At 65.6% G+C, this 16,063-nt stretch carries 11 protein-coding genes; 5 read left to right on the top strand and 6 right to left on the bottom strand.

The window, feature by feature from the left end; translation table 11 throughout:
- Positions 1-40: 40 nt before the first annotated feature.
- Complete coding sequence (locus tag QFZ47_RS09295; protein ID WP_307655368.1) at positions 41-4,462, top strand: class I SAM-dependent methyltransferase; 4,422 nt, start codon at positions 41-43, stop codon at positions 4,460-4,462.
- A 13-nt stretch (positions 4,463-4,475) separates the two neighbouring features.
- On the opposite strand, the gene argB is transcribed toward QFZ47_RS09295, so the two are convergent.
- Positions 4,476-5,369, bottom strand: a complete 894-nt coding sequence (gene argB / locus QFZ47_RS09300; RefSeq protein ID WP_021005506.1) for an acetylglutamate kinase — start codon at positions 5,367-5,369, stop codon at positions 4,476-4,478.
- Between the two features lie 64 nt (positions 5,370-5,433).
- On the bottom strand, positions 5,434-6,531 hold the full coding sequence (locus tag QFZ47_RS09305; RefSeq protein WP_307655369.1) for a glycosyltransferase family 4 protein: 1,098 nt from the start codon (positions 6,529-6,531) through the stop codon (positions 5,434-5,436).
- 45 nt (positions 6,532-6,576) lie between these two features.
- Here QFZ47_RS09305 and QFZ47_RS09310 point away from each other — a divergent pair, with 45 nt between their 5' ends.
- Together QFZ47_RS09310 and QFZ47_RS09315 are read left to right on the top strand one after the other, a co-directional pair.
- Complete coding sequence (locus tag QFZ47_RS09310) at positions 6,577-7,335, top strand: galactosyltransferase-related protein (RefSeq protein ID WP_307655370.1); 759 nt, start codon at positions 6,577-6,579, stop codon at positions 7,333-7,335.
- An 84-nt stretch (positions 7,336-7,419) separates the two neighbouring features.
- Positions 7,420-9,438 carry an acyltransferase family protein gene (locus tag QFZ47_RS09315; RefSeq protein ID WP_307655371.1) on the top strand — a complete coding sequence of 673 codons (2,019 nt, stop codon included), beginning with the start codon at positions 7,420-7,422 and terminating at the stop codon, positions 9,436-9,438.
- Positions 9,439-9,483: 45 nt separating this feature from the next.
- On the opposite strand, the gene QFZ47_RS09320 is transcribed toward QFZ47_RS09315, so the two are convergent.
- The 4 genes from QFZ47_RS09320 to QFZ47_RS09335 all read right to left on the bottom strand — a co-directional run bounded on the left by QFZ47_RS09320 (position 9,484) and on the right by QFZ47_RS09335 (position 14,138).
- Complete coding sequence (locus QFZ47_RS09320; protein WP_307655372.1) at positions 9,484-10,527, bottom strand: glycosyltransferase family 2 protein; 1,044 nt, start codon at positions 10,525-10,527, stop codon at positions 9,484-9,486.
- A gap of 51 nt (positions 10,528-10,578) precedes the next feature.
- Complete coding sequence (locus QFZ47_RS09325) at positions 10,579-10,722, bottom strand: hypothetical protein (RefSeq protein WP_307655373.1); 144 nt, start codon at positions 10,720-10,722, stop codon at positions 10,579-10,581.
- A 161-nt stretch (positions 10,723-10,883) separates the two neighbouring features.
- Positions 10,884-12,800, bottom strand: coding sequence for a glycosyltransferase family 2 protein (locus QFZ47_RS09330; RefSeq protein ID WP_307655374.1), 1,917 nt, complete (start codon positions 12,798-12,800; stop codon positions 10,884-10,886).
- A gap of 333 nt (positions 12,801-13,133) precedes the next feature.
- Complete coding sequence (locus QFZ47_RS09335) at positions 13,134-14,138, bottom strand: glycosyltransferase family 2 protein (RefSeq protein ID WP_307655375.1); 1,005 nt, start codon at positions 14,136-14,138, stop codon at positions 13,134-13,136.
- Positions 14,139-14,460: 322 nt separating this feature from the next.
- Here QFZ47_RS09335 and QFZ47_RS09340 point away from each other — a divergent pair, with 322 nt between their 5' ends.
- Together QFZ47_RS09340 and QFZ47_RS09345 are read left to right on the top strand one after the other, a co-directional pair.
- The gene (locus QFZ47_RS09340; protein WP_307655376.1) at positions 14,461-15,264 is read left to right on the top strand and encodes an ABC transporter permease; all 804 of its coding nucleotides are present in this window, start codon (positions 14,461-14,463) and stop codon (positions 15,262-15,264) included.
- 3 nt (positions 15,265-15,267) lie between these two features.
- Positions 15,268-16,014, top strand: coding sequence for an ABC transporter ATP-binding protein (locus tag QFZ47_RS09345; RefSeq protein WP_307655377.1), 747 nt, complete (start codon positions 15,268-15,270; stop codon positions 16,012-16,014).
- The last annotated feature ends 49 nt before the right edge of the window (positions 16,015-16,063 follow it).

Genomic DNA, 16,063 nt, shown 5'->3' on the forward strand with positions numbered 1-16,063 from the left:
TTTCTAGCGGAGGCCCGGACTCGTCCGGGCAGGAATACAAATGAAAGAACCCACACTTATCCTTCCGACGGTCGACAAATCGCTCGACGTGCTGACGCACCCGGTGCTCGATCCGATCTTCTGGACGCCGCACCTGCTCGGCAAGGCGAGCGCCTGGTGGACGCACACGCCATTCGCGTTCTGGATCGTGGCCGCCTGCAAGCCAGGCCTGCTGGTGGAACTGGGCACGCACAACGGCGTGTCGTATGCGGCGTTCTGCGAGGCCGTCGCGCGGCTCAAGTCGGCCACGCGCTGCTACGCCGTGGACACCTGGGCCGGAGACGAGCATGCGGGGCATTTCGATTCCCAGGTCTATTACGAGCTTCGCGACTTCCACGACAAGCACTTCAGCGCCTTCTCCGAGCTGCTGAAGTCCACCTTCGACGATGCCTTGCCGTACTTCGCCGACGGCTCCATCGATCTGCTGCACATCGACGGCTTCCATACCTACGAGGCGGTCAAGCACGACTTCGAAACCTGGCTTCCCAAGCTGTCGGACAAGGCCGTGGTGCTGTTCCACGACACCAATGTGCGAAGCGGCAATTTCGGCGTGTTCCGGTTCTTTGCCGAACAGGCGCGGCACTATCCCTCCTTCGAGTTCCTGCACGGCCATGGGCTCGGCGTGCTGGCCGTGGGGGACCGCGCGCCGGCCGCCGCCATGGCGCTGTGCAACCTCGAACCCGAGCGCGCGGATGCCGCCAGGGCGCGCTTCTCGCACCTGGGAACGCGCTGGTTCGTCACCACGCGCGAACAACTCGGTTCGGCCGACCTGCATCAGCGCATCCACGAGGCCCATGCCCAGCGCGCGCCGGTGGAAGCCGAGCTGGCCCAGGTGGCGGCCGCCCGCGCGGCCGAGGCCGAGGCCCGCGCCAGCGCCGAAGGCCAGGTGAACGCCCTGTCCCAGGAGGTGGCCCAGAAGGCCGCCCAGCTGGCAGACCTGAACAGGCAGGCCAGCGATGCGCAGGCGAAGGCCGCCCAGGCCGAAGCTGCCGCCCGCGCAACCGGCTTCGCCCACGAGCAGGCGAACCGGCGCGTGGCCGAGCTTCGGAACGTCGTGGCGCAGTTGGCCACCGACCTGAACAAGGCCCGAGACGACCTGAAGGAGACCAGCGAAGCCAAGAGCCTGCAGCAGCGCACCGCGCTGGCATGGAAAGGCCATGCCGACGACCGGGTCGAATCGCTGATGGAGCGCTTCACGCGTCTGCGGGTCGACCCCTCCCTGAGCGTCAAGGCCAAGCTGCGCAGGCGCCTGCGGCTGCTTGCCCGGCGCCTTGCCGGCAAGCCCGTGGACCTGGGCGCGGTGGAGACCGTGCGTTTCTCGCCCTACTTCGACCGGGAGTGGTACCTGAAGACCTACCCGGACGTCGCATCGGCCGGCACGGACCCCGCGGAGCACTACGTCACCCACGGCGCGGCCGAAGGGCGCCAGCCCGGCCCCTGGTTCAGCGGCGCTGAATATGCGGCGCGCTACGCCGATGCGGCGGGCTTCAACCCGCTGCTTCACTACATGCTGGTCGGCGCGCGGGAGGGCCGGCGCGCCGGCCTGCTCGGCAGCGACGACACGGAGCCGCCACCCATTCCCCCGCTGCCGAGCCGGGTCTTCTCGATCTTCTACGTGTCCGGCGAGGCCGATACGCCCGGCCATCTGTACCGGGTTGCGCGCTACATCGAAGCGGCACGGATGAACGGCGTTCCGGCGGAGTGGGTCCCGCAGGACCAGCTCGAAGCGCGGCTCGACCTGACCTCGCGGAACGACGTGATGATTCTCTGGCGCACCCAGTGGAGCCCGGTGCTCGAAAAAGCCATCGCGCTGATGCATGCGCAAGGCAAGAAGGTGGTGTTCGACATCGACGACCTGATGATCGAGCCCGACCTGGCCGACACCAAGGTGATCGACGGCATCCGGTCCAACGCCCATCCGGAAGAAGGGGTGCGAGCGCTTTTTGCAAGCGTGCGCAGGGCGATGCTCGCGGCCGACGTGTGCATTGCCAGCACGCAGGAGCTGGCCTACCACATGCGCTGGGCGGGCAAGGCCACCCATGTGCTGTTCAACGGCTTCGACGACCAGACCTTCGAGCTCTCCAGGCAGAGCGCAACGCAATGGCGCAGCGCGCGGCCCGACAACCTGGTGCGCATCGGCTATGCCGGCGGATCGCGCACGCACCAGCGCGACCTGGGCCTGGCCATCGAGGCGATTGCGCGCGTGCTGCGCGAAAACGAACTGTGCCGCCTCGTGCTTTTCCAGACCGAATCGGGCATGCGCCTGGTCGACGTGGAGGAATACCCCGCGATGGCCGGCCTGGAGCACCGCATCGAATGGCGGCCCTTCCAGACCCTGGAAACCCTGCCGCGCGAAATTGCGCGCTTCGACATCAACATCGCGCCGCTGGAGTTCGGCAACCCGTTCTGCGAGGCCAAGAGCGAGCTGAAGTTCTTCGAAGCCGCGCTGGTCGACGTTCCCACCATCGCTTCGCCGACCGGCCCGTTCAGGCGGACGATCGAGCACGGCGTCTCGGGCTTCCTGGCCACCACCGCCGACGACTGGTACCACTACCTTTCGACGCTTGCGGCGGACCCCGCGCTCAGGGCCCGCATCGGCTCGGCCGCGTTTCTGCATGCCATGGCCTCATACGGCCCGCTGCAGCGCGCCGCGCAGTTCGGCCGCGTGCTCGATCAGCTGCAGGGCGACGCACTGGCCGCGCGCGGCTTTGCGCTCGATGCGCGCATTCGCTCGGCGCCGATCCGCCGCCCCAGCCTGATGCCGTTGCAAGTGCTGTTCGAACACAGGGCCGACGAGGGCGAGATCGCCGAAGTCTCGGTCGTCATTCCGCTTTACAACTACGAGCAGTTCATCGTCGAGGCGCTGGAATCCGTGCGCGCCCAGACGCTCGCGGTGCTGGACCTGGTGGTGGTGGACGACTGCTCGACCGACGATTCGCTGAACACCGCACTGGCATGGGCTCGGCAGCACGCCAGGCGCTTCAACCGCGTGGTGGTCGCCCAGCATGCGTCGAACTGCGGCCTGGGGCTGACTCGCAATGCCGGCTTCAACCTTGCGGACAGTCCGTACGTGCTGCCGCTGGATGCGGACAACCGGCTGCGGCCGAAATGCTGCGAGGAGCTGCGCCGCGCCATCCGCACCGAACGCGTGGCCTTCGCCTACCCGACCATCCAGCATTTCGGCGCGTCCAGCGCGATGCTCGGCGACGCCCGCTACGAGCCGCAGCGCTTCGTGGCCGGCAACTACATCGATGCGATGGCGCTGGTCTCGAAGGAGGCGTGGGCGATCGTCGGCGGCTACAACCATGTTCGCCACGGCTGGGAGGACTTCGACTTCTGGTGCCGGCTCGCAGAGCAGGGCCAGCGCGGCGTGCGGGAGCCGCAAACGCTCGCGGACTACCGCGTGCATGCGGGCTCGATGATCAAGGCCGAGACCACGGTTCCAGAGAACTACCGCCGGCTGATCGAGAACTTCAAGGCCCAGCACCCCTGGGTTTCGCTGATCGACGAGCGGCTTGCGCGCAAGCCGCCGGCCCTGCAGGTGGCTCTCGGCGACGACGGCGCGAAGTCGCGGCTCCAGACGCTGCTGCCGATACTTCGCTGTCCGAAGACGGGACTCAAGCTCACGGCCGACGCGGCAAGCGGCGCACTGGTGACCGTGGACGGCTGGAGGAGCTGGCCCGTCGTCCAGGGCCGGCCGGTTCTTTGCGAGGACATCGGCGAGCCCGAGGTGAAGCCCGCCGAGCACGTCAGCAACGCGCTGCCGCCCGAAGCCCTGAAGCTCGCGAGGAGCACCAAGGGATGGGTGCTGAATCTCAGTGGCGGCGGCTCGCAGGAAAAGCTCGACAACGTGGTCGAGGTCGAATACAGCCTGTTCAGGCACACGGACGTGGTCGCGGACGCCCACGTGCTGCCGTTCGACGACGAGGTCTTCGACGCCGCGATCGTCATGAACGCCTTCGAGCACTATCGCGAACCACAGAAGGTGGCGGCGGAACTGCTGCGGGTGCTCAAGCCCGGCGGCCGCATCCTGGTTCGCACCGCCTTCATGCAGCCGCTGCACGAGCGGCCGTGGCACTTCTTCAACTGCACCCGCTACGGGCTGGAGCAGTGGTTCCGCGAGTTCGAAGCCGAGCGCGTGCGGGTGTCGGAGAATTTCGCGCCCAGCCATGCCGTCAGCTGGCTCGCGTCGGAGTGCGAGCAGGCGCTGCGCGCCAACGTGTCCGACGAAGCCGCGGAGCGCTTCCGCGATGCCCCCACGGGCGAGCTGGTGGACCTGTGGCGCGATCCGTCGCTGCGCGGCACGCCGCTGTGGACCGATTTCGAGAAGCTGCCCCAGTCGGTGCAGGAGGTGGGCGCCGCGGGCTTCGAGTTCCTCGGCCGGAAACCCGCGGTTGCCAGGGTGGGCGCGAACGGCGGCTGAGGCTGCTGCGGCCTCAGCGCGCGCGGATCATCGTGCCGTAGGCCTGGTCGGTCAGGATCTCGAGCAGCATGGCGTGCGGCACGCGGCCATCGATGATGTGCACCGCGTTCACGCCGCTCTTGGCCGCATCGAGCGCGCCCTCGATCTTGGGCAGCATGCCGCCCGAGATGGTGCCGTCGGCAAACAGCTCGTCGATCTCGCGCGCGCTCAGGTTGGTGAGCAGCTTGCCGTCCTTGTCGAGCACGCCGGGCGTGTTGGTCAGGAGCATGAGCTTCTCGGCCTTGAGCACGGTGGCGAGCTTGCCGGCGACGACGTCGGCGTTGATGTTGTAGCTCTCGTTCTCCTCGCCGAAGCCGATCGGGCTGACCACCGGAATGAAGGCGTCGTCCTGCAGCGCCTTCACCACGCTGGGGTCGATGGAGACGATGTCGCCGACCTGGCCCACGTCGTGGTGCAGGTTCGGATCGGTGCGGTCCGCCATCTTGAGCTTCTGCGCGCGGATCATGCCGCCGTCGCGCCCGGTCAGGCCCACGGCCTTGCCGCCGGCCTGGTTGATCAGGCCCACGATGTCCTGCTGCACCTCGCCGGCCAGCACCCATTCGACCACCTCCATGGTTTCGGCGTCGGTCACGCGCATGCCCTGGATGAAGCTGCCCTTCTTGCCCAGGCGGTTGAGCGCCGCCTCGATCTGCGGGCCGCCGCCATGCACCACGACCGGGTTCATGCCGACCAGCTTCAGCAGCACCACGTCTTCGGCGAAGTCGGCCTGCAGCGCCGGATCGGTCATGGCATTGCCGCCGTACTTGATGACGATGGTCTTGCCGTGGAACTTGCGGATGTACGGCAGCGCCTGGGCCAGGATCTCGGCCTTGTCGCGCGGGGGAATGTTGAGGACGGGATCGGTCATGGGCGGGCGGGCTCCAGAACGTTGAGGACGATGGAAGGAAAAAATTCTTGCGGCAAGGACGCCGTCACGGGCGCAGCCAGCGCGGCACCTTGAAGCGCACGATCATCAGGTAGGCGCCCACATAGGTCGTGACGAACAGCAGGCAGAACAGCATCAGCACGATGGTGTTGTTCCAGAACAGCACGGCCGGCACCACCGACAGCGCGGCAAACATCCAGAGGTATGGAGAGGTCCGGTTGTTGCGGGCGAGCAATTGGCGCGCCTCGTCGTCCGCGAACGCCACGCGCACGATGCGCCGGAAGATCAGCTGGTGGAAGTGCAGCGCGTCGGCAGTGCCGGGCGACTGCCCCCGCGCGAGCTTGCGGTAGATGGAGAACAGCGTCTCCCACACCGGGTAGATCAGCAGCAGCATCGGGAACCACGGCGAAACCACGCGGTGCCGCTGGACCAGCGTCACGCAGGCCACGGCAATCACCATGCCCCACACGTAGGCGCCGCCGTCGCCCGCAAAGATCTTGCCGCGCGGATAGTTCCAGATCAGAAAACCGATGGTGGCGCCGACCAGGCACACCATCATGGCCGCGAGTTGGCGATCGCCCACCTGCAGGGCCACGTGCGAGATGGCAAGGCAGACCAGCACCGCCACCGTGCCGGCCAGCCCGTTGTAGCCGTCGATGATGTTGAAGGCATGGGGCAGCCCGCCGATGGCCAGGGCCGCGAACAGCACGGCGCCGTACGGCACCATGGCCAGCCAGCCGTCGACCGCCTCGATGCCGGTGCGCGACAGGCCCAGGCCCAGCACCCAGCACGCCAGCAGGGCGGAGCCGATGGTCAGCGCCAGCCGCCAGCGCACCTTGACGTTCTGCGTCACGTCTTCGACGATGCCGCCGAGGACCGCCGGCGCAATGCACAGCAGCGTGAGCGCCGACGTCTTGATCGGCCACGACACGTTGAACGGGTCGGTGCCGGTGATGCCGGAGGCCAGCCATGCCACCCCCATGCCGAGCATGATGCCCGCCCCTCCGAGCCGCGGCACGTGGCCCTTGTGGAAGCGCTGGGGCATGTCCGCGCCATAGAGCCGGGCGTGCCTGCGCGCGCGGCGCATGAACAGCTGGACCCCGAAGGCGGAGACGAAGAAACTGATGACGATCAGAGCAATCATGTGTGGGTGTTGGGGAACCCTAGAATTCCCGAGCGAAATTAGACCATGCCAGCGCCCCCTTCCCCTTCTACCCCCCCGATCACCATTTCGATCGTCAGCCACGGCCAGCTCGCGCTGGTGCGCCCGCTGCTCGATCAACTGGACCGTTTCTGCCGCAATTCGACCGCCAAGGTCGTGCTCACGCTGAACATCCCCGAACCCGACGTGCTGGCCGGCCTGGAATGGGGGTTTGCGGTCGAGCGGATCGAAAACGCCAGCCCCAAGGGCTTTGGCGCCAACCACAACCAGGCCTTCGGGCGCTGCGATACGCCGTGGTTCCTGGTGCTCAACCCCGACATCCGCCTCGACGGCGACGTGCTGGCGCCGCTGATGGCCCAGGCCGCGCCCGACGCCGGCCTGCTGACGCCGCGCATCCTCGAACCGGGCCAAAGCACCCCCGAGCAGCACCGCGCCATCATCACGCCGCTCGAGATCCTCACACGCCGCAAGCCGGGGTATGTGCGCCCGACGGTGCCGGACTGGATTCCGGGCCTGTTCATGCTGTTTCGCAGCCAGGCCTACCGCCAGATCGGGGGCTTCGACGAGCGCTTCTTCATGTACGGCGAAGACTTCGACATCTGCGCCCGGACCCGGCTCGCGGGCTGGAAGCTGCAGGTGGGGGAAGACCTGCTCGCGCGCCACGAGGCCCAGCGCGCCAGCCGCAGCAGCAGGAAGCACCTCTACTGGCACGTGACCAGCCTGCTCAAGGTGTGGAGCTCGGGCGCTTTCTGGCGCTATCTGCGAGCCCGATCCGGCGGGGCCTGAAAAAGGACGCGCTTGCGTTTGCGAAGACAATCCGGGGCCGGAAAGCCAGACACCCGCAGGCGCTTCCCCTCCCCTACGACGACGATGACGACCACGAGCAGCCCGACAGCCCCGCAGGAACACGCCCACCTGCTCCATCCCAAGTACCGACCCGACATCGACGGCCTGCGCGCCGTCGCCGTGCTTTCGGTGCTCGGCTACCACGCGTTTCCGCAGTGGATCAAGGGCGGCTTCATCGGGGTCGACATCTTCTTCGTCATCTCGGGCTTCCTGATCACCACCATCATCCTGGGCAGCTTCGAGGGCGACGGGTTCAGCTACCGCGAGTTCTACGCCCGGCGCGTGAAGCGCATCTTTCCGGCGCTGGCGCTGGTGCTGGCGGCCACCTTTGCCTTCGGCTGGTATGCGCTGCTGCCGCACGAATGGGAGCAGCTCGGCAAGCACGTGGCCGCGGGTGCGGGCTTCGTCTCGAACTTCGCCTTCTGGAGCGAGGCCGGCTACTTCGACAACGCGGCCGAGACCAAGCCGCTGCTGCACCTGTGGTCGCTGGGCATCGAGGAGCAGTTCTACATCTTCTGGCCCGTGCTGATCGGCCTGGCCTGGAAGCGCAAGTGGCGCGTGCTCGCGGTGGTGGGCACGGTGGCGGCCATGTCGTTCCTGCTCAATGTCACGACCATCCACAGCCACCGCACGGCGGCGTTCTATTCGCCGCTTTCGCGCTTCTGGGAGCTGATGATCGGCGGCATGCTGGCGTACATGCGGCTGCACCGGCCGCTGCCCAAGCCGGGCTGGGGGCGCCATGCGCAGTCGATCGCCGGGCTGGCGCTGATCGGCCTCGGCCTCGCATTCATCCGCAGCGACAAGGCGTTTCCGGGGTTCTGGGCCATCCTGCCCACGCTGGGCGCGTTCTATTGCATTGCGGCCGGCCCGACCGGCGTGCTCAACCGCTACGTGCTCGCCTCGAAGCCGATGGTGTGGGTCGGCCTGATCAGCTATCCGCTCTATCTCTGGCACTGGCCGCTGCTGGTGTTCGCGCGCATCGTGGAAGGCGGCCTGCCATCCGAAGGCCTGCGTGCCCTTCTGCTGGCGACAGCGGTTCTGCTGGCCTGGATCACCTACCGATTTGTCGAACGCCCGGCACGAGTCTCGTCGGCGCCGCGCATGGCGCGCACGCTCGGCGCAGCCGTGGCCTGCTTGGCTGTGCTCGGTGTCTTCGCCCTGACGAGCCGGCTCACAGGCCGCCTGGATGACACTTACTTCGACACGGTCGAGGCGGCACGGAAGAACTGGGTGTACGGGGACGGCCTCACCCCGGCAAAACTGAAAAGCGGACAGACCGTCTTTCGGGTCGGCTCCGGCAAGGAGCGTGTCTTGATCATGGGCGACAGCCACGTCGAGCAATATGGGATCCGTGCCGCACAACTGGCGAAGGATCCAGCGCAGCAGATGAACTCGATCACGTTCGCAACCGCACCCGGATGTCCGTTCGTTCCGGGGATTTTTCGCGACGCCACGCCGGGCTGCGACGAGTTGCGAACGGCCTTCATCGACTACGCCTTGACCGACGATGTCGACACCATCGTCATCGGGGGATGCTGGAACTGCTATTTCATCGATCAGGCCCAGCCGGCCACGGGCCCCCTCAGCGAGGAAGGGTTCTACTTCCGCGCAGGCCCACAAAAACTTCTCTTCCGCGAAGGCAGCGGGGTGGACGCATCGCTGGCCTCGTTGGAGATTCTGCTGAAACGCATCGCTTCCAGGAAGAAGGTCTACCTGCTGCTGGACAACCCGATCGGGCTGGAATACAGCCCCGAGCATCTGATCAGCGGCCACCGGCTCGGCACCATGCACGTCGGGCGGATGACACCTCGCATTGCGCTTCGCACAACGCAGAACGACCTCAACCGGCGCATGGCCGAGATCGCCGTCCGCAGCGGTGCAGCGACTGTTGATCCGCTGCCTTTCCTGTGCCCCGAGAATCAATGCGTCCGGGCACTGCCCGACGGGACGCCGGTGTACAAAGATCGTGACCATTTTCGATCGGACTACGCTCGGACAGTGCCCTACCTCGACGACATCCTGCTCGAGGGCCACGGCCTATGAAGGCCAGGCCGGCCGCTCAGCTCGCCCCGACGACGCCAGGCGCCATCAGTCGAGCAGGCGCCTGACCGCGCGAAGCCCTGGCAGCTTGGTCAGGGAGCCGATCCCTGCGACCATGGAAGGCGATACGTGGCGCAGCAGGAAGATGGTGATGCGCAGCTTGAGCTTCGACTTGGTTTGCACCGACGGACTCGCGAAGATCACCGCGGCGTACTGGATCAGGATGTCGAGCATCTCGGCGCGATACTGGCTGTCGTGCTTGGCCGAATCAATTGCATGATCCACGAAGTACGACTGGAATCTCGGCACCAGGTAGTCACGCAGGTAGAACAGCGACCGCCGCGGTTCATCCGGAAAGGCCGCAACCAACTTCATGAAATACCTGAAGCGGCTGCGAACCATGCGGATGCCGAACGAGGTGCTCGCGGTGTGGATGCACCAGACCGTCACGGCCCGATCGACGAAATGGTTGGTGTAGCCTTTCCTGAAGATCCTCAGAAAAAGATCATCGTCTTCATACCCCGTGAACTGCGGATCGAACCCCCCGACAGCATCGAAGGCGGTTCGGCTGATCAGGCTGGCCGATGGCAGGACGAACATGTCGTGGCGCAGCAGGTCGAAGAGATCCGTTTTGGGGTGCGACTTGGCGCCCAGCTTGACCACGCCGGTCCGGATCACATTGGCGTCCGCATCGGCCTCGTAGAGATCCGCATAGACAAAGCCGAACCGCGCCTCGTTAGCGGGAATCGCTTCGACCAGGATCTCGATGTGGTTAGGCAGATAAAAATCATCCTGATCCAGAAAGCAGATGTAGTTCGCGCTCGATGCCTTCACGCCCGCGTTTCTGGCCGACCCTTGTCCGCCGTTCTCCTTGTCGACGATGCGAAACGGATAGCGCTCAGCCAAGAGGCCCAGCGCCAATCGCTCTTCGGGCGACGAGCCGTCGTTGACGACAACGACTTCGTCCGCCGCAACGGTCTGCTCGAACACGCTCCGCACGGCCCTTTCGATGAAGCTCGCACCGTCGTAGAAAGGAATGATCACGACGACGGTTGGGTCCGGAGGATTGAAGCGACGGGTAACAGGGTTCATGCAGGTCTTTTTTTTGGGAAGGCACGGACAGGGGTGCGACGAACCCCGGGGCTACACTGCCTCGAACAGGTCGCGCACGACGCCGCGGACGCCACGGCCGAACTTTTGGTAGCGGCCGGGCACCGCCTCGCGCAATACCGGCACGCAGCGCGCCAGGCGCGATTGCGGTAGCGCGGCCCGGAAGCGCTGATACACCAGCTTGTCGCGCGCCTTGTGTATGGTATCCGGTGCAACACGGTCGGACTTGCGGGCAGATGCTGCGCACCTGCTCGCGCACGAAGCGCACGCCGTTCCAGGTGCACAGCGCGACGGAAACAAAGGGGGCGTTGGCGCGGCGGCGGCGTTCGGGCCTGCTGTCATGTCGAAGGGGGGAGCCAAGGGTTTCGAGGCGGCCAAGCGTAGCTGAAATCCTCGGCGGCGAGGCTCAGGTTGGGGTTGTAGGCGGGGTCGGCCGTCAGCAGCGCGCCCCAGCGCCGGCGCATAAACTGCTCTTCACGAAGAAAGCGCTGCAGCGCCGGCCCGGCGAAATCCGAGACACGCGTCGCTGATTCGTGATGGAACAGTTCGGCCTCGGGCGTCCAGACATTGCGGTAACCGGCTTCGCGAAGGCGCAGGCAGAAGTCGATATCGTTGAAGGCCACCGTGAGGTGTTCCTCGTCGAGTCCCCCCAGTTCGTCGTAGAGGCGCTTGCGCACGACGAGGCACGCGGCCGTCACGGCGGAAAAGCTTTGCGTCAGCGCCGCGCGGCCGAAGTAGCCCGGCTCGCCCTGCCGTAGCCCGCGGTGCGCATGGTTGGCCACGCCGCCGCGGTAGCCCAGCACCACGCCGCCATGCTGCAGCGTGCGGTCGGGATACCAAAGGCGCGCGCCAACTGCTCCGACGCCGGGCTGAAGCGCGATGCCGACCATGTCGACCAGCCATTCTGGCGCGATGACCTCGATGTCATTGTTGACGAGCCCGAGGAACTCGCCCCGCGCGATCGCGGCGGCCCGGTTGTTGAGCGCGGAGTAGTTGAATGGGCCGTCGTCGCGCAGCACGCGCACGTCGGGACGCCGCGCAAGTGCGTCGAAGTAGCGCAGCGCCTCGGGGTCGTCGGATCCGTTGTCGACCAGGATGATCTCGAATCGCGGATACGCCGTCTTCGCCAGGATGCTTTCGATGCATTGCCGCACCAGCGCCAACGCATTGCGGGTGGGAATGATCAACGACACCAACGGCGCGTCGGCCGGCAGCGCGTAACGCACCTTGAAGCCGAAGGAAACGCGCTGCACCGCGCCGGCCACGCCGCAGCGTGCCAGGTGGGCCTGCAGCGCCTGCTCGCCGCCTGCCGGTGCACCATCGGACAGATCGGCATGCCCGTTGTCCGCCGCCGCCACGTGCCGGTGATAGAGCACCTGCGGCACGTGCGCGATCTGCGCCGGCGCGAGCCGTTCGACGCAGCGCAGCACGAGGTCATAGGGTGCCGCTTCGCCACAGGCCGCGTCCAGTCCACCCACCTCTCGCACCAGCCGCGCGTCATGGACCGCCAGCCGCGACATGAAGTCTTGCGAGCGCAGCAGATCGAGGTTCCAGTCGGGCTTGAACCAACCCGCGGATCGCTGTCCGTGGGCGTCGACGCGGTCTTCGTCGGAATAGACCAGACGCACCTGCGGCTCAGAAACCAGCGCCTCGGCGACACGCAAGAGCGCATCGGGTGCGAGGGCATCGCGCGCGTCCAGCAGCGCCAGCCAAGGGGTTGCGACGCTCGCGATCGCCTGCGGCAACGGCGCTTCACAATATGCGATGCGCGCGTCTTCAGCGGCAAGTCGCATCGCCGACCCGTGGAGACCGGTACGCTGGCCTGGCGCGGCCACGAGGTGCAGCGTCCAGTTCGGATGCACCTGCTGGCGAACCGACGCGACGGCGCGGGCGAACTGCTCGCCTGTGCCAGCATCGAGCGGCATGAGGACGGTGAACGTCATGGCTTCGGCGCGTACGCGGGCCGCCGCATCGGTCAGGCGCCACCAGCCGGTCGCGGCAGGCTGGCCGTAGCGCCGGATCCATTCGCGATACCGGAAGCGATCGGGGCCTTGCGGATCGGTCAGCAACGGAGGCCCCTCGCCCCGCTGCAGGGCGCGTGCCGCGCGCACGAAACCGCCAAGCCCCGATTCGCGCAGAACCGGGAATGCGCCCCGCACCAAGGTGGCGCCGATGCCACGGCCCCGGGCGATGGCGCCGCGCACCTTGCCCAGGATGCTGGCGATCCGGCGCCGCATGGCCAGACCAGTTGTCATGCGGTGGCTCGGACGGTGGCCCCGACGGCGCGGACATGGGCAGCGGGGGATGGCGCGGACAGCGAAGGCCTCATGGATGGGTCAATTATTCGGAAAGTAAAGGCCGAAGTGCGGGTGGAGCCGGCAAGTACCGCAGCCAAGAGAGCCGGGAGCAACGACATGCGACCCTACGGCGAACCGCGATCGGCAGGTAGGCTGTCCACGAAGTGATGCTGTAGCCCTTGCGAAGGATCGCAGGAAGGTGATGGGCCTGAGGCGCCGGCGATGGCTGCTGAAAAGGGATTCGTGGTGGTCATTGTTTTTCTGGAGTGACGCAATTCGCTTTGGCGCAACCTACACAGATTCGAAGAGGTCGCGGACCACGCCCCGGAAGCCACGGCCGAACTTGTCGTAGCGGCCGGACATGGCTTCGCGCAGGATGGGCACACAGCGCGCCAATCGAGACTCGGGCAAGGCCGCGCGAAAGCGCTGGTGCTCTATCTTGCTACGCACCTTGTCGAGAATCTCGGGCGACACCCTGTCTCCGATCTTCTGCAGCCGTCCAAAGAGCAACTCAGCCTTGATGGCCCGCTCGACATGCGTGTTACCCCTGGAAGCCAGTGCCTTGCGCACCTTGGCTGCGAAGGTGTCGCGTCGCGCCCCGATCTGGTTCGACGCGTGCTGGCGGTAGTCGATCAGCGGCTGCTCCAAAAGATCGACCCGGCCGATGGCCGACGCGATGATGCCCAGCCACTCGTCATGCACCCATTCGACGGGCAGAGGCAGCGCGTGCTCAAGCAGCGATCGGCGAAAAACCGTGGTCGCGCCGGTCACGAGGTTGCGCCGCAGGAACACGTCGAAGGCTTTGCCGCCATGGATGCGTTCGATTTCCGAGGGGGTGACTTCGAGCGCATGGAACAGCGTATCGCCGATGTCGCGCCGCTCGGCGTCGACAAGGCGCGCATCGGTGTGCAAAAGCAGAAGATTCGGATCACTCTCGAAAAGCGGCACCATCTGGGCGAGGCGCTCGGGGAGCCAGACGTCGTCCTGGTCGCTGAGCGCAACCAGTTCGCTGGTGCAGGCTCCAATGGCCTGCTCGAAGTTCTTGACGACGCGCAGCGCGGGCCTGTTCTCGAAAATGCGCAGGGCCACGGGGTGCGCCGGCCGTTCGGCCGCGCACTCGGCCACTGCAGCGCGCACCACGTCCACCGAGCCGTCGGTCGACGCGTCGTCGGACAGCACGATTTCCACGGGCGGCAAGGTTTGGAGGCAGATGCTGCGCACCTGCTCGCGCAGGAAATGCGCGCCGTTGTGGGTGCAGAGAGCAACGGAGACCTCAAGGGGGCGAGCGGTGCTCATGAAAAATAGCGGGTTCCAATAGTTACGAGCCTCCCAAGACGAGGGCCGGTAAAATTATCCACTTCTTCACATTCGAACAAGAAAATGCGCGTGCTGTCAGCCGTCCTCCCGAGAGGCGCAGAATCCCGGGTCGGCCTGGCATTGCCACAGGAAAACTCGTCGAATACGAGCTCCCTCCTCGGCGAATACCGCGATATCCATTGAAAGAGAACCATCGATTGACGAACATCGGCAACGAGGCTCTGGTGCTTATTGAAGCCCAGTGTCGAGAACATCCAGTCGAGGACGGCTTCGTCCGCCTGACCAACACCTGCGGGCGTCCATGAGCCAAGTCCATTCCAATTTGCATCGCAGCCCATGGGCTGACTGGTGGGAAGGTACCCGCCGCACCGACATCTGGTGGACGCTCGCCTGGTTCGACATCGTGCTGCGCTATCGCCGCTCGATGCTGGGGCCGCTCTGGCTCACATTGAGCATGGGTGCAATGATCGGCGGCATGGGGCCTCTGTACAGTTCGCTGTTCGGGACGGAACTCTCCAAGTTCTTCCCCCACCTCGCGCTGGGCATCATTTTCTGGGGCTTCTTTTCCAGCGTTGTCACGGAGTCATGCAACGCCTTCGTTGGATCCTCCAACTACCTCAAGCAAGGCTACTTTCCGATCAGTCTGTTCGTCTGGCGCAGTCTGGCTCGGAATCTGATTCAGTTTGCGCATCAGATCGTGCTGTACATCCCGGTTGCCATTTGGGCGGGCATCTCGCTTTCGTGGTCTGTCATGCTGGTCATTCCTGCAATGGCAATTGCGATTATCAATGCGCACGCGCTGGGGCTGCTGCTCGGACTCATCTGCACCCGTTTCCGCGACGTCACCCAAATCGTGACCAGCGTCATGCAGATGCTGATGTTCCTGACTCCCGTATTCTGGCTGCCCGAGAGTCTTCCGGACCGCGCCCAATACATCCTGTGGAATCCGTTTGCCCAGATGCTCGACCTGCTGCGCACGCCGCTGATGGGCGGAGTTGCCGCTGCGCACAGCTGGCTGGGCATCTTGGGATGGTCGGCCTTGACTCTCGTCGGCTCCGCAATTTTGTTTTCCAGATACCGTCGACGCGTTGTCTATTGGCTCTGACACATGGCTTCTATTTCACTCAAAAACGTTGCTGTCAATTTTCCGATCTATGGCGCTGGTGCAGCGTCATTGAAGAAGACGCTGGCGGCATCCGTCACCGGCGGCAGGTTTGGCAAGGAGACCGGCGTCACCGTCGTTCAGGCACTGAGCGACATCAACCTCGAGTTGAAGAGCGGCGACCGCCTGGGCCTGATCGGACACAACGGCGCGGGCAAATCGACCTTGCTCCGCACACTGGCTGGCGTCTATGAGCCTTCCGCTGGCGAGTTCAAGCGCGAGGGAACGGTATCGAGCCTGATCGATCCTTCCCTTGGCATCGAGCCCGATGCAACGGGCATCGAGAACATCATGCTGCGCGGGCTCGTCATGGGTCTGAGCAAAAAGGAGATCGACGCACGGATCCCGGAGATCTGCGAGTTCAGCGGACTTGGGCAGTATGTGAACATGCCCGTGCGCACCTACTCCACCGGTATGATGATGCGGCTCGCCTTTTCGATTTCCACCAGCGTCGAGGCCGATATTCTCCTCATGGACGAATGGCTCTCGGTGGGCGACGCCGACTTCACCGAAAAAGCGGAAAAGCGCATGCGGGACGTCGTTTCCAAGTCGGGCATCCTGGTCCTTGCCTCGCACTCGCCGGCGCTGATCGCAAAGGAATGCAATATGGTCGTGAAGCTCAGCCATGGACGGCTCGAAGCCGCCGAGATTTCCCAGATCGTGGACGCGACAGAACTGGACGACCGGCCCTAGGGACCTGCCTTGCCGGCGCACGCATGGGCAAGCAGGTAGAGCCCATGTG

The organism is Variovorax paradoxus (genome assembly GCF_030815975.1).
Taxonomy (GTDB): Bacteria; Pseudomonadota; Gammaproteobacteria; order Burkholderiales; family Burkholderiaceae_C; genus Variovorax; species Variovorax paradoxus_N.